Source organism: Tenacibaculum retecalamus (assembly GCF_027941755.1).
Lineage (GTDB): Bacteria > Bacteroidota > Bacteroidia > Flavobacteriales > Flavobacteriaceae > Polaribacter > Polaribacter haliotis_B.
In genome coordinates this window covers 1,896,813-1,918,416 of record NZ_CP115916.1, presented here as the reverse complement: position 1 = coordinate 1,918,416, position 21,604 = coordinate 1,896,813, and the positions used below count along the sequence as shown (strand labels likewise).

At 30.2% G+C, this 21,604-nt stretch carries 24 protein-coding genes and 1 pseudogene; 11 read left to right on the top strand and 14 right to left on the bottom strand.

Going from position 1 to position 21,604, the window contains the following annotated elements; all coding sequences use genetic code 11:
- The 7 genes and pseudogenes from coaBC to PG912_RS09040 all read left to right on the top strand — a co-directional run bounded on the left by coaBC (window position 1) and on the right by PG912_RS09040 (window position 8,548).
- Window positions 1-1,209: a bifunctional phosphopantothenoylcysteine decarboxylase/phosphopantothenate--cysteine ligase CoaBC gene (gene coaBC / locus PG912_RS09070; RefSeq protein WP_275687289.1), complete on the top strand. Its 1,209-nt coding sequence runs from the start codon at window positions 1-3 to the stop codon at window positions 1,207-1,209.
- Between the two features lie 130 nt (window positions 1,210-1,339).
- Entirely contained in the window at window positions 1,340-2,230 is an 891-nt protein-coding gene (porD, locus tag PG912_RS09065; RefSeq protein ID WP_260586520.1) for a type IX secretion system protein PorD, read from the top strand.
- Window positions 2,231-2,471: 241 nt separating this feature from the next.
- Entirely contained in the window at window positions 2,472-4,124 is a 1,653-nt protein-coding gene (gene recN, locus PG912_RS09060) for a DNA repair protein RecN (RefSeq protein ID WP_275687288.1), read from the top strand.
- A 49-nt stretch (window positions 4,125-4,173) separates the two neighbouring features.
- Entirely contained in the window at window positions 4,174-4,980 is an 807-nt protein-coding gene (locus PG912_RS09055) for an enoyl-ACP reductase FabI (RefSeq protein ID WP_275687287.1), read from the top strand.
- 264 nt (window positions 4,981-5,244) lie between these two features.
- A pseudogene (locus PG912_RS09050) lies at window positions 5,245-6,200 on the top strand (glycosyltransferase).
- A gap of 121 nt (window positions 6,201-6,321) precedes the next feature.
- Window positions 6,322-7,554: an imidazolonepropionase gene (hutI, locus tag PG912_RS09045; protein ID WP_275687286.1), complete on the top strand. Its 1,233-nt coding sequence runs from the start codon at window positions 6,322-6,324 to the stop codon at window positions 7,552-7,554.
- Between the two features lies 1 nt (window position 7,555).
- Window positions 7,556-8,548: a formimidoylglutamase gene (locus PG912_RS09040; protein ID WP_275687285.1), complete on the top strand. Its 993-nt coding sequence runs from the start codon at window positions 7,556-7,558 to the stop codon at window positions 8,546-8,548.
- A gap of 7 nt (window positions 8,549-8,555) precedes the next feature.
- On the opposite strand, the gene PG912_RS09035 is transcribed toward PG912_RS09040, so the two are convergent.
- From PG912_RS09035 to PG912_RS09005, 7 genes are read right to left on the bottom strand one after another with little or no spacing between them, the layout of a single operon-like run.
- Complete coding sequence (locus PG912_RS09035; RefSeq protein WP_275687284.1) at window positions 8,556-9,311, bottom strand: LytR/AlgR family response regulator transcription factor; 756 nt, start codon at window positions 9,309-9,311, stop codon at window positions 8,556-8,558.
- A 5-nt stretch (window positions 9,312-9,316) separates the two neighbouring features.
- Entirely contained in the window at window positions 9,317-9,643 is a 327-nt protein-coding gene (locus PG912_RS09030) for a 2TM domain-containing protein (RefSeq protein WP_275687283.1), read from the bottom strand.
- A complete protein-coding gene (locus PG912_RS09025) occupies window positions 9,630-9,944 on the bottom strand; it encodes a 2TM domain-containing protein (RefSeq protein WP_275687282.1) in 315 nt (104 codons plus the stop codon). The genes PG912_RS09030 and PG912_RS09025 overlap by 14 nt, the downstream gene beginning before the upstream one ends.
- Before the next feature lie 2 nt (window positions 9,945-9,946).
- Window positions 9,947-10,267, bottom strand: a complete 321-nt coding sequence (locus PG912_RS09020; RefSeq protein WP_275687281.1) for a 2TM domain-containing protein — start codon at window positions 10,265-10,267, stop codon at window positions 9,947-9,949.
- Window position 10,268: 1 nt separating this feature from the next.
- Window positions 10,269-10,556, bottom strand: coding sequence for a 2TM domain-containing protein (locus tag PG912_RS09015; RefSeq protein ID WP_275687280.1), 288 nt, complete (start codon window positions 10,554-10,556; stop codon window positions 10,269-10,271).
- A 1-nt stretch (window position 10,557) separates the two neighbouring features.
- On the bottom strand, window positions 10,558-11,913 hold the full coding sequence (locus tag PG912_RS09010; RefSeq protein ID WP_275687279.1) for a 2TM domain-containing protein: 1,356 nt from the start codon (window positions 11,911-11,913) through the stop codon (window positions 10,558-10,560).
- Window positions 11,914-11,926: 13 nt separating this feature from the next.
- Window positions 11,927-12,343 carry a DUF2141 domain-containing protein gene (locus tag PG912_RS09005; protein ID WP_275687278.1) on the bottom strand — a complete coding sequence of 139 codons (417 nt, stop codon included), beginning with the start codon at window positions 12,341-12,343 and terminating at the stop codon, window positions 11,927-11,929.
- Window positions 12,344-12,496: 153 nt separating this feature from the next.
- Here PG912_RS09005 and PG912_RS09000 point away from each other — a divergent pair, with 153 nt between their 5' ends.
- Together PG912_RS09000 and PG912_RS08995 are read left to right on the top strand one after the other, a co-directional pair.
- Entirely contained in the window at window positions 12,497-12,991 is a 495-nt protein-coding gene (locus PG912_RS09000; RefSeq protein WP_260586508.1) for an RNA polymerase sigma factor, read from the top strand.
- A gap of 3 nt (window positions 12,992-12,994) precedes the next feature.
- Window positions 12,995-13,603: a hypothetical protein gene (locus PG912_RS08995; RefSeq protein WP_275687277.1), complete on the top strand. Its 609-nt coding sequence runs from the start codon at window positions 12,995-12,997 to the stop codon at window positions 13,601-13,603.
- 41 nt (window positions 13,604-13,644) lie between these two features.
- Here PG912_RS08995 and PG912_RS08990 read toward each other — a convergent pair whose 3' ends face one another.
- A complete protein-coding gene (locus tag PG912_RS08990; RefSeq protein ID WP_275687276.1) occupies window positions 13,645-14,664 on the bottom strand; it encodes a threonine aldolase family protein in 1,020 nt (339 codons plus the stop codon).
- A 34-nt stretch (window positions 14,665-14,698) separates the two neighbouring features.
- Here PG912_RS08990 and prfB point away from each other — a divergent pair, with 34 nt between their 5' ends.
- Together prfB and arsC are read left to right on the top strand one after the other, a co-directional pair.
- On the top strand, window positions 14,699-15,793 hold the full coding sequence (prfB, locus tag PG912_RS08985; protein WP_275687275.1) for a peptide chain release factor 2: 1,095 nt from the start codon (window positions 14,699-14,701) through the stop codon (window positions 15,791-15,793).
- Between the two features lie 87 nt (window positions 15,794-15,880).
- Window positions 15,881-16,222, top strand: coding sequence for an arsenate reductase (glutaredoxin) (gene arsC / locus PG912_RS08980; RefSeq protein ID WP_275687274.1), 342 nt, complete (start codon window positions 15,881-15,883; stop codon window positions 16,220-16,222).
- A 432-nt stretch (window positions 16,223-16,654) separates the two neighbouring features.
- Here the strand turns inward: arsC and PG912_RS08975 are convergent, their stop codons facing one another.
- The 6 genes from PG912_RS08975 to PG912_RS08950 form a co-directional block, all read right to left on the bottom strand.
- Window positions 16,655-17,434, bottom strand: a complete 780-nt coding sequence (locus PG912_RS08975) for an IS3 family transposase (RefSeq protein ID WP_275689035.1) — start codon at window positions 17,432-17,434, stop codon at window positions 16,655-16,657.
- Window positions 17,435-17,461: 27 nt separating this feature from the next.
- Complete coding sequence (locus tag PG912_RS08970; RefSeq protein ID WP_275687273.1) at window positions 17,462-17,707, bottom strand: hypothetical protein; 246 nt, start codon at window positions 17,705-17,707, stop codon at window positions 17,462-17,464.
- Window positions 17,708-18,003: 296 nt separating this feature from the next.
- Complete coding sequence (locus PG912_RS08965) at window positions 18,004-19,008, bottom strand: IS30 family transposase (RefSeq protein ID WP_275687218.1); 1,005 nt, start codon at window positions 19,006-19,008, stop codon at window positions 18,004-18,006.
- Between the two features lie 95 nt (window positions 19,009-19,103).
- Window positions 19,104-19,952: an IS3 family transposase gene (locus tag PG912_RS08960; protein WP_275689033.1), complete on the bottom strand. Its 849-nt coding sequence runs from the start codon at window positions 19,950-19,952 to the stop codon at window positions 19,104-19,106.
- 14 nt (window positions 19,953-19,966) lie between these two features.
- Window positions 19,967-20,359, bottom strand: a complete 393-nt coding sequence (locus PG912_RS08955) for a transposase (RefSeq protein WP_275687221.1) — start codon at window positions 20,357-20,359, stop codon at window positions 19,967-19,969.
- A gap of 100 nt (window positions 20,360-20,459) precedes the next feature.
- The gene (locus PG912_RS08950; RefSeq protein ID WP_275687218.1) at window positions 20,460-21,464 is read right to left on the bottom strand and encodes an IS30 family transposase; all 1,005 of its coding nucleotides are present in this window, start codon (window positions 21,462-21,464) and stop codon (window positions 20,460-20,462) included.
- Window positions 21,465-21,604 lie beyond the last annotated feature (140 nt).

Genomic DNA, 21,604 nt, shown 5'->3' with positions numbered 1-21,604 from the left:
ATGTCTGTATTAAGCGGTAAAAAAGTATTACTTGGTGTTACAGCTGGTATTGCCGCATACAAAACAGCGAACTTAGTTCGTCTATTTATAAAATCGGGCGCAGAAGTCAAAGTAGTTATGACTCCTGCGTCTAAAGATTTCATAACTCCACTTACTCTTTCCACCTTATCAAAAAATCCTGTTCATTCTACTTTTTATGAAAAAGAAGATGAAAACGAACTATGGAACAATCATGTTGATTTAGGACTTTGGGCAGATATTATAATTATAGCTCCTGCCACCGCAAATACCTTGTCTAAAATGACAAACGGTACTTGCGATAACTTATTATTAGCAACATATTTATCAGCAAAATGCCCTGTGTACTTTGCTCCAGCAATGGATTTAGATATGTATCAACATCCATCAACAAAAAAGAGTTTAGATACATTACAAAGTTTTGGTAATATATTAATTCCCGCTACTTCTGGTGAATTAGCAAGTGGATTAGTAGGGGAAGGTCGTATGGCCGAACCAGAAGACATTGTTTCTTTTATTGAAAAAGATGTTGTGTCTAAATTACCACTTCGTGGGAAGAAAATTTTAATTACAGCAGATCCCACGTATGAAGCAATAGATCCTGTACGTTTTATAGGAAATCATTCTTCAGGTAAAATGGGATTTGAAATTGCAAAAACAGCCGCTAATTTAGGTGCGGAAGTTTTTTTAGTATCAGAGCCATCACATCAAAAAGTTGAGCATTCGTTTATTCACAGAGTTGATGTAAAATCTGCTGAAGAAATGTACGATGCTTGTCATAAGTATTATAGTGAAGTAGATATTGCTATTTTATCGGCAGCAGTAGCAGATTATCGACCAAAAAATGTGGCTACTCAGAAAATAAAAAAGAAAGATTCAGCGTTAGTAATTGAATTGGCGCCAACAAAAGACATTTTAAGATCTTTAGGAACAGTTAAAAAGAATCAATTATTAGTAGGGTTTGCGTTAGAAACAAATAATGAAGTTGAAAATGCAAAGAGTAAAATAACTAAAAAGAATTTAGATTTAATTATCTTAAATTCGCTTCAAGATAAAGGGGCAGGTTTTGCTACTGATACAAATAAGATTACTATTATTGATGCTGATTTTAATGAGAAATCATTTGAATTAAAATCCAAAAAAGCAGTATCAGTAGATATAATTGAAGAAATTATCAATAAAATTAAATAATAATTATATTGTCTTCTCGAGTATTATTGAAAAGTAAAATATTTTTACTTTGAAGATACAAACGCAGTTTTTTCGAGAAGTTTTAATAGGTTTCGACTGCGCTCAACCTGACAAAAATAAAGTGTAATAGATGCGTAAAATTTTCTTTTTAATTTTTGTTTTATCATTCGTTTTTACAATCCAGTCGCAAGAGTTAAACGCTTTGGTAACTATAAATGCAGATAAAGTTCAGAGTAGTAATAAGCAAGTTTTTGAAACGCTTCAAAAATCATTAACTGAGTTTATTAATGATAAACAATGGACAAACAAAAACTTTAAACAACAAGAACGAATTAATTGTGCTTTTACCATTGTTGTAAATGAACAAAGTGGGAATAATTTTAGAGCAAGTATACAAGTACAAGCTACTCGACCTGTTTATAATTCAAGTTATGCAACACCTGTTTTAAATATTAATGACACGAATTTTAACTTTCGTTATAATGAGTTTGATCCGTTAATTTTTAATCCGAATACATACGATTCTAATTTGGTTTCATTAATCGCATTTTATGCATATGCTATTATAGGATTAGATGCAGATACCTTTGCTTTAAAAGGCGGTACTGATTATTTAAAGTCAGCAGAAAATGTAATGCTTCAAGCACAATCTAACGGAGAGTTAGGATGGCAAAATCAAGTAGGTAAACAAAATCGTTTTGTTTTCATAGATAATTTATTGTCTTCAAAATTTAGTCCCCTCCGAACTATTTATTACGAGTATCATAGAAAAGGATTTGATAATTTTTCAGAGAATAAGGAATTAGCTAAGCAAACAATAGCGAAAAACATAATTGCGTTAGATAAATTATACAATGTAGCTATTGGTAATTATATGATTCGTGTTTTTTTAGATGCTAAAGGAGATGAGATTTCAAATGTTTTTTCTGATGGCAAACCAACAAAAAACACTCAAAAAATGTTGAGTGTTTTAAATAAAATTGCTCCTACTTATAAAGATAAATGGAAGAAGATTAACTAAAATGAAAAAGGCTAGAATAGTTTTTATAGTTTTTCTTTCAATTATTATGTTGTATGTAATTTCAATGGGAATTATAAATGATAGCTTAAGTAAACTAGAAAGTTTTTTACTCGCTTTTGTGCTCTTATCAATGGTGATTGACAACTTATTGTCAAGTAGAAAAAAACAATAAACTTCCCTACTTTTTAAAGTGCTATAATTCAATCAAAATTTGTATTTTTATTCTTTTAAAGAATAGAATTTGCTTATACAATTATCCATACATAATTATGCGTTAATCAATCAATTATCGATTGATTTTACAAGAGGTTTATCAATCATAACAGGTGAAACCGGAGCAGGAAAATCCATCTTATTAGGAGCCTTAGGCTTGGTAATGGGAAACCGTGCCGATTTATCATCTTTAAAAAACACGGAAAAAAAGTGTGTTATTGAAGCTAAATTTGCTGTTGAAGGTTATGATTTACAACGTTTATTTGAAAAATTAGATGTAGACTATGAAACCGAAACGATTATTCGAAGAGAAATTCTTCCTTCAGGTAAGTCGAGAGCTTTTGTAAATGATACACCTGTAAATTTATCAGTTTTAACGGCTTTAAAAACAAAACTGATTGATATTCATTCGCAACATCAAACATCACAACTTTCTGATGTTAGCTTTCAATTTTCAGTACTAGATGCTTTGGCTAAAAACCAACCAAAAATAGCATCTTATAAAAGAGGATTAAAAAAGTATTCAACATTAAATAAAGAGCTTAAAATTCTTCAACAAGAAACTGAAAAATCAAATGAACAGCATGAGTATAATTTGCATTTATTTAACGAGTTAGAAGAAGCAAATTTAAAAAGTGATGAGCAAGAGGCTTTAGAGGAAAAACTTGGGCGATTAAATAACATAGAAGAAATAAAACTGAGTTTATCAGAATCTTTAGAGATATCAGTAAATGAAGAAATAGGCCTACAAAACTTATTGTACTCGCTAGAAAATAGTTTGCAAAAAATAAGCGGATATTCTAAAAAATACGAGGAAATTTCTAACAGAATTACGAGCATTAAATTAGAGTTAGATGATGTTGTTTCTGAACTAGAAAATGAGAATGAAGCGGTAGATTTTAATCCGAATGAAATAGAAGAATTAAATGATAGGTTGCAATTAATATACAACCTCCAGAAAAAACACTCGGTAGATTCTATTAAAGAATTACAGGTTATCCACGAAACATTATCAGAAAAAGTATCGCAAGTAGCCAATGCAGGAACGTTAATTGAAGCAAAAAATGTAGAGATAAATGAAGTTGCTAAAAAGTTAGATGAAGTTGCAGTAATGATAACAAAATCGAGAAACAAGGCAATTCCTAAATTACAAAAATCCTTAGAGTTTTTGTTAACAGAATTAGGGATGCCAAATGCACGTTTTTCTATAAAATTATCAGCATCGAAAGAGTATTTTACAAACGGAAAAGATGTATTAACTTTTTTATTTTCTGCAAATAAAGGAGGTAATTTCGGAGAACTTAAAAAAGTAGCTTCTGGAGGTGAATTATCAAGAATTATGCTTTCAATAAAAAAAATATTATCAGAAAATATACAATTACCAACCATTATTTTTGATGAGATTGATACCGGAGTTTCAGGTGAAGTTTCTAATAAAATAGCAAAAATAATGCAAGATATGGGTACAAGTATGCAAGTAATTACTATTACGCATTTACCACAAATTGCAGCAAAAGGCTTACAACATTACAAAGTGTACAAAGGTGAAGAAAACGGAGTTACAACTTCTAATTTAAAATTGTTATCTAAAGAAGAACGTATTGTTGAAATTGCTGAAATGTTAAGCGGAAAAGATATTTCTGAAAGCGCATTAACACACGCAAAAGAATTACTAAATTAAAACTATATTTGTTTAACAAACCAACAACTATAGATTAAAACACGTAAATATGTACAATTTATTAAAAGGAAAAAAAGGAATTATTTTTGGAGCTTTAGATGAAAATTCTATTGCTTGGAAAGTTGCTGAACGTGCACATGAAGAAGGAGCAACGTTTGTATTAACCAACGCACCAATTGCAATGCGTATGGGTAATATTAAAGAATTAGCTGCCAAAACAGGATCAGAAATTATACCTGCTGATGCAACTTCAATGGAAGATTTAACCAATTTGGTTGAAAAATCGATGGAAATTTTAGGAGGAAAAATCGATTTTGTGTTACACTCAATCGGTATGTCTGTAAACGTGCGTAAAGGCCGTCATTATACCGATTCTAAATACGATTTTACTACCAAGGGTTGGGATGTTTCTGCGGTATCTTTTCATAAAGTAATGAACGTTTTATACAATAAAGAGGCCATGAACGAGTGGGGAAGTATCGTTGCATTAACCTATATGGCAGCACAACGCGTTTTTCCTGATTACAACGATATGGCAGACAATAAAGCGTATTTAGAAAGCATTGCGCGTAGTTTTGGATACTTCTTTGGTCGTGATCAAAAAGTTCGTGTTAATACCATTTCTCAATCACCAACGCCAACCACCGCAGGTCAAGGTGTTAAAGGGTTTGACGGATTTATTTCATATGCCGAAAAAATGTCTCCACTAGGAAATGCAACAGCTTTAGAGTGTGCAGATTATACTATTTCAATGTTTTCTGATTTAACAAAAAAAGTAACATTACAGAATTTATTTCACGATGGTGGATTCTCTAATATGGGAGTGAGTGAAGCCGTAATGGAAAAGTTCGAATAATTTTATACGAAGCTATTTCCTGCTTTCGCTACTCGCTTTTTTTGCTGCTGTTCTCGATACAAATTTGTTCATGCTTCACAAATTCACTCGAACTGACAGCAAAAAAGAGCTCAAACAAACCGCTCAATCAGGGCTAAACCTGTTTGCCGTTTTAAAGAGTATCCTAAAAAGAATATTACCATATTAAAAGTTGAAAGTTTTTTAAAATAAGAACTTTCAACTTTTTTATTTTCTTATTTTTGAAAACACTGAAATCATACTATTCTGAAACTAAACTTCTCTATAATAATTCCCGTTTACAATCGTCCGCAAGAAATAGACGAACTGTTAGAAAGTCTTACAAAACAAGATTTTCAGGAAACTTTTGAAGTTGTAATTATTGAAGATGGTTCAGAAAAATCATCCGAAGAAATTGTAGAAAAGTATGAGAATCAACTTGATTTAAAATATTTTTATATAGAAAATAGCGGAGCAGGAGCAAGTAGAAATTACGGAATGCAACAAGCTACAGGTAATTATTTTATCATTTTAGATAGTGATGTTATTGTTCCTCCTCAATATGTATCCGAAGTAAAAAAAGCCTTAAAAAATAATTTTACAGATGCCTTTGGTGGCCAGATGCTGCGCATAAAAGTTTTACCGATTTACAGAAAGCGATTAATTATTCGATGACGTCCGTTTTAACCACAGGCGGAATTAGAGGTAAGAAAAAAGGTGTTGGTAAGTTTCAACCACGTAGTTTTAATTTAGGATTGTCGGAAGTAGCTTTTAGTAAAACAAACGGATTTTCTAAAATGAAAACGGGAGAAGATATCGACTTAACATTTCGTTTATGGGAAAACGGTTTTGAAACACAATTAATTGAAAAAGCTTTTGTGTATCATAAGCGAAGAAGTACGATTCGTCAATTTTTTAAACAAACATATTCATTCGGAACAGCAAGGCCAATTTTAAATAAAAAGTATCCAGAAACAGCTAAAATTACCTATTGGTTTCCGAGTTTATTCATTATTGGATTTGATATCAGTGTTCTTTTTGCAATTTTTGGTTATTGGCAGTTAGTTGCTTTCTACGGATTTTACTTTACGTTATTATTTATAGATACATTAATTCAGAATAAAAATATAAAAGTTGCTTTTTTAAGCATTATTACCTCATTTACGCAGTTTATAGGTTATGGTTTGGGTTTTTTTAAATCGAAGTTTTTTGCTGAAAAATAAATTTACGTCATTCCGAAGTTATTTCGGAAACCTGTATTCTTCTGAAATAGGTTGACTAAAAAATAAATCATTCTTTTTAGTTTTTACCGTAAGTTTGTGTAACAAATTTCATAAATCGATAATGACAACTTTATTTATAAATATCAAGGAATTAATTCAGATTAGAGAGGCTAGTATTAAGAAAGTTTCTGGAAAAGAAATGAGTATTTTACCCACTATAAAAAATGCTTTTCTATTAATTAAAGATGATAAAATCCTGGATTTTGGTACGATGAATAATCTATCTACTAAAGTAGATAAAACTATCGATTGTACCGGTAAAATGATTCTCCCTACTTGGTGCGACTCTCATACTCATATTGTGTATGCTGGTAATAGAGAACAAGAATTTGTTGATAGAATTAACGGATTAACTTATGAAGAAATAGCAAATAATGGTGGTGGAATTTTAAATTCAGCAAAAAAACTGCAAGAAACTTCTGAGCAAGATTTGTATAAACAATCAGCAGTTCGTTTAGAAGAAGTTATGAAACTTGGTACTGGTGCTGTTGAAATAAAATCAGGATACGGTTTAACTCTTAATGCTGAATTAAAAATGTTACGTGTTATTAAAAAACTAGGCGAAAATTATAATCTGCCTATTAAAGCTACTTTTTTAGGAGCGCACGCTTTTCCGAAAGAATACAAAGATGATAAAAATGTCTATATCGATTTGATTATTAATGAAATGCTACCAAAAATAGCTGAAGAAAAATTGGCAGAGTTTATAGATGCTTTTTGTGAAACTGGTTATTTTTCAGTTGAAGATACCGATCGAATTTTAGAAGCTGGTAAAAAATATGGATTAATACCAAAAGTACATGTAAATCAATTTACAACTATTGGAGGTGTTCAAGTAAGTGTAAAACATAATGCTTTATCTGTAGATCATTTAGAAATTATGAATTCTGATGATATTAATACCTTAAAAGGAACCGATACCATGCCTGTTGCTTTACCATCGTGTTCCTATTTTTTAAGTATTCCCTATACACCTGCTAGAAATATTATAAATGCAGGATTACCTTTGGCTTTGGCTACTGATTTTAATCCTGGCTCAACACCTTCTGGTAACATGAACTTTGTAGTTGCTACTGCCTGTATTAAAATGAAAATGACTCCTGAAGAAGCTATAAATGCAGCAACTATAAACGGTGCCTATGCCATGAATTTATCTGATAAAGTTGGAAGTATTACAAAAGGTAAGAAAGCTAATTTTATCGTTACAAAAGAAATTTTAAGTTACGGTGCGATTCCTTATAACTTTGGTTCTGTTTTAATTGATACAGTTTTTATTAACGGAAAATCAATTTAATATGTTACAATTATTTAGTCAAAAAAACATTACTAATTTTGTTAATCTCCGAGAGGGAGAAGCAAAACTAGGGCAATATATACAAACTATTTTGGCAATTGAAGAACTTAAAAATTCAACTGCTAAATTTGTAATTATTGGAGTGCCAGAAGATATTGGTGTAAAAATGAATTATGGAAATGGTGGTGCACATACTGCCTTTATTCCTGCTTTAAAATCGTTTTTAAACACGCAGGAGAATCAATTTATAAAAGGAGAAGATATTCTTGTTTTAGGCTATTTAGATTATCTTGATGAAGTTTCAACCTTTGATGGTTCTGATAGGGAAAAAGGTGATTTTCTTGTTAAGGCTATTGATAAAGAATTATCATCTATTATTAAAAGAATTATTGAAGCTAATAAAACTCCGATTATAATCGGTGGAGGGCACAACAATTCTTATGGTAATTTAAAAGGTTTATCCGAAGGAAAAAATCAATCAATAAATGTAATTAATTTAGATGCCCACACCGATTTGCGTCGTTTAGAAGAACGCCATAGTGGTAACGGATTTTCTTATGCTATTGAGCATCAGTATTTAGATAAATATTTTATGTTCGGTTTACATGAAAATTATACTCCACAGTATGTTTTTGATATTATTCATAGCAACATAAATATCGATTACAATACATATGAAGAGTTAGAAGTTTACAAATCTATTCCGTTTGAAAACGAATTATTACGCGCTAAGAACTTCATTCAAGATAAACCTTTTGGTATTGAGATAGATTTAGATTGTATTCAAAATTTTCCGAGTAGTGCAATGACTCCGAGTGGGTTTACAACACAACAAACTAGAGAATTTGTTCATTATTTCGCTAAAAATGAAAACGCTAGTTATATTCATATTTGTGAAGGTGCTCCTGCTATAATGCAAGATGCTTCTGCTATAAATCAAGTAGGGAAATTTATAAGTTATTTAATTTCTGATTTTATAAAAGCGAAAGAATAGTTATCGTTTAATCAATCCAGTTTTTAAAGTCTTTTACACGCTCTCTGCTTACTATTATTTCGGAATCGCAAAAAGAATGTAATACTAGTTTTAATCGTGAGTTTGTGTAAGAAACAATATCTTTTATGGCATTTATATGCACAATAAAAGTTCTGTTTACTCTAAAAAAATGTTCAGGATTTAATTGCTCTTGCCAATGCTCTAAAGAATCATCAATTAAATAATTACGGTTAGAGTTTGTGTGAATATAAGTGGCTTTATTTTCTGAATAAAAGCATTCAATTTCATCAACATGTATAATTTTTATATGTTGACCTACTTTTATTGTAAATCGCTTTTTAAACTTTCTATCAACCGGATTTATCAGTAATTTACGAATATCATCAATATTAACTTTTACTTCAGATTTTTGGGTTTGATTTTCTTTAAACTTGTTTACTGCAACAGCTAATTCATCTTCATCAAGTGGTTTTAATAAATAATCTATTGAGTTTAATTTGAATGCTTTTAACGCATATTCATCATAAGCAGTTGTAAAAATAATGGCCGATTTCACCTCTATTTCTTCAAATATTTCAAACGATAATCCGTCTGACAACTGAATATCAAGAAAAATTAAATCTGGATGTTTATTGTTTTGAAACCAATTAATAGATTCTTCTACAGAATGCAACATCGTTTTAACCTCAATATCTAATACAGATAACATTCTGTTTAATCGCCTTGCTGCAGGTTTTTCATCCTCAATAATAATAACATTCATAGTTCTTATTTTTCATTCATATATTCTTTTATCTTTCGCTCTTCCCAATTTTTACTAAACAGGTTTTGTTTACTATACACTTTTACACCGTGTATTACCAAAATAATTCCCCACCAAAAGAAAAAACGATAATTATCTATATCAAAAAAAACTTCTTCAAGTGAATCACCCAATTTAATGTCTTTATAGATTCGGCGTGCTATAAAAAATAAATTTACGAGTATATATACAGATAAGTGCTTATAAAATTGTTTAAGTTCCTCAACTTTTTTTTGAGCTACTATGTATTTTTCTGAGTAGTTATTCGTTTCCATCTTCTTATTTTTTTTCATTCATAAACTCGTTTACTTTTTTGTTTTCCCAGGCATCAAAAAAAGTAATTTTATTCTTAAAAGCATATAAAGCATGAATTAAAACTCCGCCTCCCCACAATAAAGAATTTACCCAAACATTTGCTCTCGCCCATTTTAAGGTTCCTGGGTTTTGAATATGGTTTTCAAAAAAAGTAAATATTGTATTTGAAAAAACAACCAACACAAGCATCATAATTACAAAAATTTGCAAATGATTATAAAAATTCTTGATTTTTTTTACTCTTTTCTCTGCTTGATCATAAAGTTTATCTGTTTCCATAATTAAAATTTATTATCGTTCATATATTGTTCTATCTTTTTTTTCTCCCAATCTTTTCCGAAGAATAAATTAGAACCAAAAACCCCTAACCAATGAAAAAATAATCCTATCCCCCAAAATAACCAAGTTGAATAAGTTCCGAAATGAGTAAGTGCTTCTACAAAACTATATTGATCTTCACTCGTTAATCCAAATATAATAATTCCTGATATAAAAATATTTACCAATACATAAACAACTAAATGAATATAAAATCCTTTAATTTTTTCTACTCTCTTTTTCGCAAGTATATATTTTTGTTCTTCTGAATAATCTCTTTCCATTTTATTTATAGTTTTTATCTGCTTTAATTATTTCTTTAATCTTACGCTCTTCCCAGTTTTTAGTTAAACTTTTATTATTGAATACGAAAATATTTAAAAAATGAAAAAAAAGTCCTGTTCCCCAACCTATTAACGAAAACCAAAACCAATGAAAATGAGGTTCGAATTTTAGGTTTACAAAAATTATTACTGGTATAACAATACAATAAATTGTTAAGTGTGTATAAAAACCTTTAATTCTTTTAACTCTTTTCTTTGCTAGAATGTATTGCTGTTGTTCTCTTTCCATCTTATTTATAATTTTTATCATCCTTCATCATTTCTTTAATCTTACGCTCTTCCCAGTTTTTCCCTAAGAAAATATTGTAGTTATTTACTTCTAAGAAGTGAAACGTTAAGCCTACTCCCCACCCAAAAATCGGAAACCAAAACCAATGAAATCGTGGTGAAAATTTTAAATTGATGAATATTAAAAAAGGAATCACGATACAATAAGATGCTAAATTTTGATAAAATTCTTTTAATTTCTCTACCTTTTCTACAGCTCTTACATACTTGCTATTTTCTATATTTTTCGAATTGTATGACATATTATTTGTTTTTGTTAACAGCGGTAAACTCACTGTAAATGTTTTATTATTATTTTTAATTTCTACCCGCTCATCAGTTATTAAACCATAACGATCTGCAATATTTCTTAATCCTACCTTTGTACTTTTGCCTATTGCTTCTTTAGGATTAACCGTATTTTGAATTTGTAAAAAACCATCTTCTTCAAAAATGTGAATTTGTAAAGGTTTAGCTGATGAAACGACATTGTGCTTTACTGCATTTTCGAGTAATAATTGTAAAGACAATGGTACTATTTTTAAATCTGAGTTACTTACCGTGGTTGGAATATTAAATTGCACAGCATCTTCAAATCGCATTTGTAATAGCTCCATATATGTTTTTGCGAACCTTAATTCTTCTTCTAACGGAATTAACTCTTTATTTCGCTGCTCTAAAACATACCTATATACTTTTGATAATTTTGTGGTAAACCTTTCCGCTTGCTTCGGATTTTCGCCTATTAAAGAGGTTAGAACGTTTAAACTATTGAATAAAAAATGTGGATCTAACTGACTTTTTAAAGTTTCAAACTTTGCGCTTTCTGTTTTTGCTACAATTTCGTGCTGTGTTGTTTCTTGCTTTAACGAGGCTTTCCAATTAATCATAAAACTACGAGCATGAAAAAAACTTGCAATTCCTAAAGAAATTATAATAGCAAATAAATGAGACCACAATAATTTCCCATCAAAAAAAACAGAAAAATCATGGTTAAAAATTAGTACATATTGTATATAATGAATTAATAGTACGGCTATAATTGTATAACAAATAGTTGCTACTACTCCTGCCCAAACTCTTTCGTTCGTTTGCGTAGCCCAATCCCATCGCGCGTTTAAATAATCATTAATTACTCCGTTACCTAAACCTAATATAAACGAATACATTGCTGAAAACAAAAACACAACCGCTGCTCCTCTAAAGGTAAATTGCTGGTTTATAATTGTGAAAATTACACCAAAGATTACCGTAAGTTTTAAACATACCAAAAAATCTTTTTTCAAACTTATAAATGTATTAGATGTATATTTTTCCATTGCTATCTTATTACTAAAATTTAATTTTTAAAGATACATTTTTATCAGCAACCGTAAATTTTGACTGTTCATATTGCGGTGGTTCGTAAGGATTAATTACATTGTTTGAAGAACCGTAATCCTCTAATGGCATTCCGTTTGGTTTAAAATCCATTTTACCATTATTATTTTTATCGTGAAAACAAATAACAGCATATTCTCCTAATGGCACATCTTTAAAAACAACTGTACTTTTACCTTCTTTTATTATAGTTGATGCTACTTTTATTGGTTTTTTTCTGAAATTGTCTTTCGTATATAAAGCATAACTTATTTTACCTAAGTCTGATGTAGCATTTACAACTGTTACTTGTATTTCTTTGTTCTGAGCTGTTAACTCTGCTACTATAAAGAGTTGAATTAATATTAAAATTGCTGTTAAAAATTTCATGATACTTCTTTTTTACTGATTAATTACACTACAAATATGCTGCTGTTCTATCGTTTTTAAAACTAAAAACAACTGAACTGTATTTTTTTTAGGATGAACTGTAACAATTCGTATTTTTGAGCTACTTATAACCAATCAACGATACTAAACTTAGTGAACAAAGAGTTAGAAAATAAATTTTTATCTGATTTTGAAGCCAATCAAAACATTGTGCATAAAATTTGTAGGCTTTATACTACAAACCAAGATGCTCATAACGATTTGTTTCAGGAGGTAACAATTCAACTCTGGAAAAACTACAGTAAGTTTAGAGGAGAAGCTAAATTTAGTACATGGATGTATCGAGTGGCTTTAAACACCGCTATTTCTTTATACAGAAAATCTACTAGAACTGTAAAGACACAAGATATTACTGACTATGCTTTTAAAATTAAAGCTGTTGATTATGACGAGACAGAGGAATTACAATTAAAAGCACTTTACAATGCCATTAGAAAACTAAATGACATTGACAAAGCACTAATATTTTTATATCTAGAAGATAAGCCTTACAAAGAGATATCTGTAACCTTAGGTATTAGTGAAGTAAACGCTCGTGTAAAAATGAACAGAGCAAAGGATAAATTAAAAAAAGTATTAAACCCATAATAAATGGATTTAGATAAATATAAAAAAGCATGGGATAATCAACCAGAAGAAACAGATACAGTTTCTAAAGTTGATATCTATAAAATGGCGCATTCAAGGTCATCATCAATTGTAAAATGGATTTTTATTATTGGAATATTAGAGTTTATACTCTTAAACTCCATGTATTTTTTCGTTGATATGGATCAAGCTAATAAAGAATATGAAAAAATAGGTTTAGGTGATTTTGTATTTTATTCTCAGATAATAGCTTATGTGATATTATTTTATTTTTTAATTAAATTTTATTTAAACTATAAGCGTATTTCAGTTACTGATTCTACAAAAGAATTGATGACTAAAATTGTAAACACTAGAAAAACGGTTAAGTATTACGTTTTATTTAACTTATCTTATTTATTTATAATTACAGTTGCTGTTGTGGTTGCGACAGTAAAATCTCATCCTGAATTCACCAATGCAAAAACATTTGTTTTTATTATAGTTACAGCTGTTATTTCTTCAATAATGTTAGTATTGTTATGGTTGTTTTACCAGTTAATTTATGGTATTCTGTTACGTAAACTAAATAAAAACTATAAAGAATTATCTAAATTTGATAATTTGAATTAAGTCCTTAAAAAAGAGATTGTAGTAAAACAATCTCTTTTTTTCTAAAAACTTTTAAGTTCTTTTCGTAAAATAGTCAACATTTCATTCGTGAAATTTAAATGGGTAACAATTCGTATTTTCCCTTCCCCCATTGAGATTAACAAAATACCTTTTGATGCCATTTTATTGATAAAATCCATCGGATCAATATTATCATCTACATAAAAGATAATAATATTAGTTTCAATAGGTTCAACTTTTTTTACATAAGAACAGCTGTTTAAAACCGCTCCTATTTCTTTTGCTTTTTGATGATCTTCAGCTAAACGCTCAACATTATTATCTAACGCATAAATTGCCGCTGCTGCTAAAAAACCAGCCTGTCGCATTCCGCCACCAAATAATTTACGAACACGTAATGCTTTTTCCATATGTTTTTTAGTTCCTACTAAAATAGAACCTACAGGTGCTCCTAATCCTTTAGACAAACAAATAGAAATCGTATCAAACAACTCTCCATATTGTTGCGGAGTTTCATTTTTTGCCACCAAAGCATTAAACAAACGAGCTCCATCTAAATGAAAAGCTAAATTATTTTCTTTTGATATTTTCTGAATCTTAACCAACTCTTCAAAATCCCAACAAGCTCCACCGCCTTTATTTGTGGTATTTTCTATACAAACTAAACGACTATAAGGAGCATGAATATCTGCTCTACCAGAAACTGCTTCCTTTAATTGATTGGCTGTAAACATACCTCTATCTCCATCAATCAAATGAGAAGTAACTCCCGAATTAAAAGCTGCTCCACCACCTTCAAAATTATATACATGTGCCCATTTATCACAAAACATTCTATCTCCTGGCTGCGTATGAATTTTTATAGCAGTTTGATTTGCCATCGTACCTGAAGGAAAAAACAATGCTGCTTCCATATTAAACATTTTAGCAACTTTCTCTTGCAATGCGTTTACCGTCGGATCAGCACCAAAAACATCATCACCAACCTTTGCATTCATCATCGCTTCTAACATTCCTTTTGTTGGCTTCGTAACAGTATCACTTATTAAGTTTATTTCCATTTTTATCTACGGTTTTAAAATGTATTTTTGTTGTATGATTACACACGAACAGTTAAAAGATATTACTGAACGAATTGGCAAGTTAAAAGGTTATTTAGAAATTGACAAGAAGTTGATTGAAATAAATAATGAGGAAGAAAAAACTGCTGACCCTAACTTTTGGAGTAATCCAAAAGAAGCTGAAATTTTAATGAAATCCCTTCGGTTTAAAAAGAAATGGGTGAGTGATTACAATACGGTAATTACAATGAACGAAGATCTTAGTGTTTTATATGATTTTTATAAAGAAGATGCTGTTGATGAAACTGAAGTTATAGAACAGTTCGAAAAAACTGCTATTTATCTAGAAAATATTGAGTTTAAAAACATGCTTTCTGAAGAAGGAGACAATTTAAGCGCCACCATTCAAATTACTGCAGGTGCTGGCGGTACCGAAAGTTGTGATTGGGTAGAAATGTTAATGCGAATGTATACCATGTGGGCAGAAAAGCAAGGTTTTAAATTAAAAACTCTCAATTACCAAGCTGGTGATGTTGCTGGGGTAAAAACAGTTACTATTGAGATTGATGGCGATTATGCCTTCGGATGGTTAAAAGGTGAAAACGGTGTACATCGTTTGGTGCGTATTTCGCCTTTTGATAGTAACGGGAAACGACACACCACATTCGGCTCTGTATATGTGTTCCCGGTTGCTGATGATACTATTGAAATAGAAATTAACCCTGCTGATATCGAAATTGTTACCGCACGTTCTAGTGGTGCTGGCGGACAAAATGTAAACAAAGTGGAGACCAAGGTTCAGTTGACTCATAAACCAAGCGGAATTCAAATTCAATGTTCTAACTCACGTTCTCAACACGATAACAGAGCAACTGCTTTAAAAATGTTAAAATCGCAATTGTATGAAATTGAATTACAAAAACGTTTAGCTACAAGAGAAAATATTGAAGCAGGAAAGCTAAAAACCGAATGGGGAAGTCAAATTCGTAATTATGTAATGCACCCTTATAAATTAGTGAAAGATGTACGTACAGCCTATGAAACGGGAAATGTAGATGCTGTTATGGACGGAAACATCAATCCCTTTTTAAAATCGTACTTAATGTTAAACGGGCAAAAAGAAAAGTAAATTGTACTGTCACATCGAGTGAATTTGTGAAGAATGAGCAAATTTGTATCGAGATAATATATTAAAAACGTTGAAACTTAAATAATAATGATAAAAATATTTCACAATAACAGATGCAGTAAATCGCGTTGCGGATTAGAAATTTTAGAAAACTCTGGTAAAGAATTTGAGGTTGTAAAATACTTAGATAATGTTCCTACAGAAACTGAATTAAAAGCCATAATTAACTTATTAAATATTACTCCTATTCAATTAGTCCGTAAGAATGAAAAAGTTTGGAAAGAAGAGTTTAAAGGAAAAGAATTATCTGATACTGAAATTATACAAGCAATGGTAAACAACCCCAAGCTAATTGAAAGGCCAATTGTTATTAATGGTAATAAAGCAGTTATTGGGCGTCCGACAGAAAGTATTTTAGATATTATTTAATGTATTGTCCTGATATAGATAGACCCTTTTTTAGGTATAATTTATACCGTTCAAACTATTTTTTAGCCGTTTAGAAGGCAGAAATATTTTGAACTATGTTTGTTTTTAAATTGTTAGTTCAGTCAAATCTACATTATTTTTCGATACGGTTTGTATATGAAAAGTAGTAGATTAATGTGTGCCAATTTTCGGTTTAAAAACAAAGATAGCAGAAAAGAACCAAACTTTTAATCTGGCTCTTAACTTCTATTTTTTTATATACATCTTAAGTTAGCAACTTAATAAAAAGGTTAAATTTAAGAGTTATAAATCAGAAAGAATAAAAGTGTATTGTCCTGGTATAAGTTGACCTTTTTTTAGGTTAATTTATACCGTTCAAACTATTTTTTTAGCCGTTTAGAAGGCAAAAAACATTTTGAACTATGTTTGTTTTTAAATTGTTAGTTCAGTCAAATTTACATTATTTTTTCGATAGGATTTGTATTTGATGTTTGGATTTGAATGTACTTCTGCTGGTTTTCTTAAATCAAGGCTAAAATGAGTTCTTAAATTGTTGTAAATATCTACGGCCTGTTTAGCTAACTTTTGAGCAATAGGAGTGTTTTTAAGACAGTTTCTAAGTCCATGTTCATATTTCAACGTTCTATTGATTCTCTCCGCAATAGCGTTTTCATACGGATCATATTGCTCTGTCATACTCATTGTTATTCCATTATTTTCAGCAAACAGAGTATATTCAGGGCAACAGTATTGCATACCTCTATCAGAATGATGAATCAATTTTTTCGATGGATATTTTCTATTTTTTAAAGCCATCTTTAAAGCGTCCTTACAGAGTGATACTTTCATATGGTTATCTAGTTTATACCCCATAATTTTCTTTGAATATGCATCAGTTACAATAGCTAAATAGTTGTGTCCATTTTCTGTTTTAATGTATGTAATATCGCTTACCCAAAGTTGTTCGGGTCTAGTAGGTATTTTGTTTTGAATGAGGTTTTTATATTTTTTAAATAAATGATTAGAGTTTGTGGTAGTTATGTAGTTTTTGAGTTTAGGTACAAGTAAATTATGTAGTCTTAATACATCAAAAAACTTATCTCTACCGATTATAATATCTTGTTCAATTAACTGATTTTTGAGTTCTTTATATAGTTTTTTGCCTCCAGTTCTGGAGCTTACTTTTTTACGATATTCTTTGACCATCGTAATTATTTTAATGTCGTTTATAGCTTTGCTTTACTTTTTCTCTTTTGTAAAAGGCTTGTTTACTAATCCCAAAACACTGATAGAACCATTTTCTTTTAAACGGTTTTTCTTTTTTAGTGCTATCTCTTTCGCTAATGTTTTGGGTAATGACTTTTTTGACATATCAACTCCTGTGATGATTTCCATATCAGCAATAATATCTTGCTGAAAGTCCTTTACAAACTCCAGTTCTTCAATACGTTCCTTTAGTTTTTTAATTTCATCTAATTTACTCATACCAGTATTTTGTTGTACTAAAGTACTATATTTTTTGACTCAATAGGCAATTGTAGTTCTTGGAACGTCATATTTTTTGGAAGCTTGGTTGTTGGATAGATGACCATTTAAGATTTGGTCAACAACTAAAAGTTTGGTCTCTAAATTTACTTTTTGATAGCTTTTTTTTCGCCAGTGATCATTTTGTGTTTTCATAAGTGACTATAATTAAATGTTTAATTTTTAGTCAACCTATTTCAGGACGATCTTGGATTCAACGTTGTAACGCAACAGATCGTTATTAATTTTTGATGTTACTAAGCTACGTTTTTTAGCTCAATATTGATCATTTCTTGGGGTGTTTTATAACCAATAATTTTTCGAGGTCTATTGTTTAGTTTTTGCTGAATAATTTGCAGCTGATTTTCGCTTATTTCATTAAAGTTTGTTCCTTTAGGAAGGTATCTTCTAATGAGTCCATTCGTATTTTCGTTAGTGCCTCTTTCCCAAGAAGAATATGGGTGAGCAAAGTAAATTTTCATACCTGTTTTTTCAGTAATTTTTTGGTGTCTAGCCATTTCAATTCCGTTGTCGTAAGTCATAGATTTTTTAAATTTAGCGTTTAATTGATTTAACATTTTAGAAAATACATCAGCAACTTCATCTGCTTTTTTGGAGTTTAATTTTAATATTAAAGTGAACCTTGTTTTCCGTTCTACGATGGTTCCTATAGCACTTTTATTGTCTTTTCCAATTACTAAATCGCCTTCCCAATGTCCAACTTCATGTCTAAGTTCAATATGCTTTGGTCTATTGTCAATACTGACTTGATTAACTATTACACTTCCTTTTCCACGTCTTTTTTTAGAAGGTATTCGTCTTGTTTTTTTGCGAACAAGCAGCTTGATTAGTTTTTTGTTTAAACTGGCCTGTGGTCTAGTGTAAATGTATCTATATATTGCTTCGTGAGAAATGGACATAATAGGATCATTGGGATGCAATTCTTTAAGTCTACCAGAAATTTGTTCAGGAGTCCAATTAGATAAAAGTCCTTTATAGACAAAAAATCTTAATAGAGAATATGTGCTTATTTTATCACGATTTCTTTTGTTAGCGTAATCATCTTTAGCGTTCCAATGTGCTAATTCTGCATCGTAATTATCTTCTTTATTTTGTACCCATTTGTTGATTTCTCTAGAAATTGTAGAAGGTGTTCTACTAAGAGTTTTAGCAATATAAGCTTTGGTCTTTTTTTCGTTTAAAAGTGTCTGAATAATCACTCTTTCTTTAAGGCTAAGTCTTCTGTGTTTTTTTACTGTCATTTTACAAATCTATAATTTTAGATTTGTTGCGTTAAGTTATTGAATGCAGCATTCCTTTGTATTGTCCTGAAATAGGTTGACCTTTTTTTTGATTTTTATAAGGTTAATAATTCCAGTTTGTTTTTATTTTTTCGATACGATTTGTATTCTATATTTTGATTTAGATGCACCTGTTTAGGAGTATGTAAATCGAGACTCAAATGTGGTCTGATATTGTTATAGATATTAATAGCTCTTTTTGTAATCTTCTGTGCTAATTTAGTGTTTTTAATTGTAAGTTTTAAACCGTATTCATATTTTAAAGTTCTATTAATTCTCTCAGCAATTGCATTTTCATAAGGGTCATATTTCTCGGTCATACTTATTGTTAAACCGTTTGATTCGGCAAATAGGGTATAGGTTGGATTGCAATATTGTATGCCTCTATCTGAATGATGAATCAGTTTTTGATTCGGGTATTTACGGTTTTTTAGCGCCACGTCTAAGGCATCTATACAAAGTGATGTTCTCATATGTGAATCCAATTTGTAGCCCATTATTTGTTTAGAATATGCATCTGTAACTAAAGCTAAATAACTATGTCCTTTTTGAGTTTTTATATAAGTAATATCTGTTACCCAAAGTTGTTCAGCTCTTGTTGGAACTTTATTGGTTACCAGGTTTTTGTATTTATAAAAATGATGATTAGAATTGGTTGTTATATGGAACCTTTTTGTTCTGGGGATAAGTAATCTATTGACTTTAAGGAATGCATAGAATTTATCTCTTCCCATTTTAATGCCTTGTTTTTTGATATCTTTTTTAAGTTGATGATATAGTTTTTTAGCGCCTAACCGCTGTCCAATCTGGTTACGACATTGCTTTACCATTTGAATTAAAATAAGCTCGTTATTTTGTTTTATTTGATGAGATTTCAAGCGTTTATAGAAAGCTTGTTTACTAATCCCAAAACATTGTATTAACCATTTTCTTTTAAACGGTCTGTCTTCTTTTTCTGAATCTCGTCTGCTAATGTTTTGGGCAATACATTTTTTGACATATCGACTCCTGTAATAAGTTCCATGTCTGCAATCACATCTTGTTGGAAGTCTTTAACAAATTCTAGTTCCTCAATTTTTTCTTTAAGTCTTTTGATTTCATCTTGTTTACTCATGCCTAATTTCTTTTGTTCTAAAGTACTATATTTTTTAATCCAGTACTGAATAGTTGGTCTAGAAATATCGTATTTCTTAGCAGCATAATTGACGGATATTCTACCATTATGAATTTGATCAATGATGAAAAGTTTGAGTTCGAAACCTACTTTATTGTAGTTCTTTTTTCGGCAGGGTTGTTTTTGTTGTGTGTCCATAGTTTAACTAAAAGTGTTTAATTTTTAGTCAACCTATTTCAGGATTTTACCTTGGATTCAACGTTGTAACGCAACAGATCGTTATTAATTTTTGATGTTACTAAGCTACGTTTTTTAGCTCAATATTGATCATTTCTTGGGGTGTTTTATAACCAATAATTTTTCGAGGTCTATTGTTTAGTTTTTGCTGAATAATTTGCAGCTGATTTTCGCTTATTTCATTAAAGTTTGTTCCTTTAGGAAGGTATCTTCTAATGAGTCCATTCGTATTTTCGTTAGTGCCTCTTTCCCAAGAAGAATATGGGTGAGCAAAGTAAATTTTCATACCTGTTTTTTCAGTAATTTTTTGGTGTCTAGCCATTTCAATTCCGTTGTCGTAAGTCATAGATTTTTTAAATTTAGCGTTTAATTGATTTAACATTTTAGAAAATACATCAGCAACTTCATCTGCTTTTTTGGAGTTTAATTTTAATATTAAAGTGAACCTTGTTTTCCGTTCTACGATGGTTCCTATAGCACTTTTATTGTCTTTTCCAATTACTAAATCGCCTTCCCAATGTCCAACTTCATGTCTAAGTTCAATATGCTTTGGTCTATTGTCAATACTGACTTGATTAACTATTACACTTCCTTTTCCACGTCTTTTTTTAGAAGGTATTCGTCTTGTTTTTTTGCGAACAAGCAGCTTGATTAGTTTTTTGTTTAAACTGGCCTGTGGTCTAGTGTAAATGTATCTATATATTGCTTCGTGAGAAATGGACATAATAGGATCATTGGGATGCAATTCTTTAAGTCTACCAGAAATTTGTTCAGGAGTCCAATTAGATAAAAGTCCTTTATAGACAAAAAATCTTAATAGAGAATATGTGCTTATTTTATCACGATTTCTTTTGTTAGCGTAATCATCTTTAGCGTTCCAATGTGCTAATTCTGCATCGTAATTATCTTCTTTATTTTGTACCCATTTGTTGATTTCTCTAGAAATTGTAGAAGGTGTTCTACTAAGAGTTTTAGCAATATAAGCTTTGGTCTTTTTTTCGTTTAAAAGTGTCTGAATAATCACTCTTTCTTTAAGGCTAAGTCTTCTGTGTTTTTTTACTGTCATTTTACAAATCTATAATTTTAGATTTGTTGCGTTAAGTTATTGAATGCAGCTACACTTTGTCATATTGTGGTTAACGTGTTTGTATATGAAAATTAGCGTCTTGCTATTCTATACTTTTCTCTTAGTATAAAGATATTAAA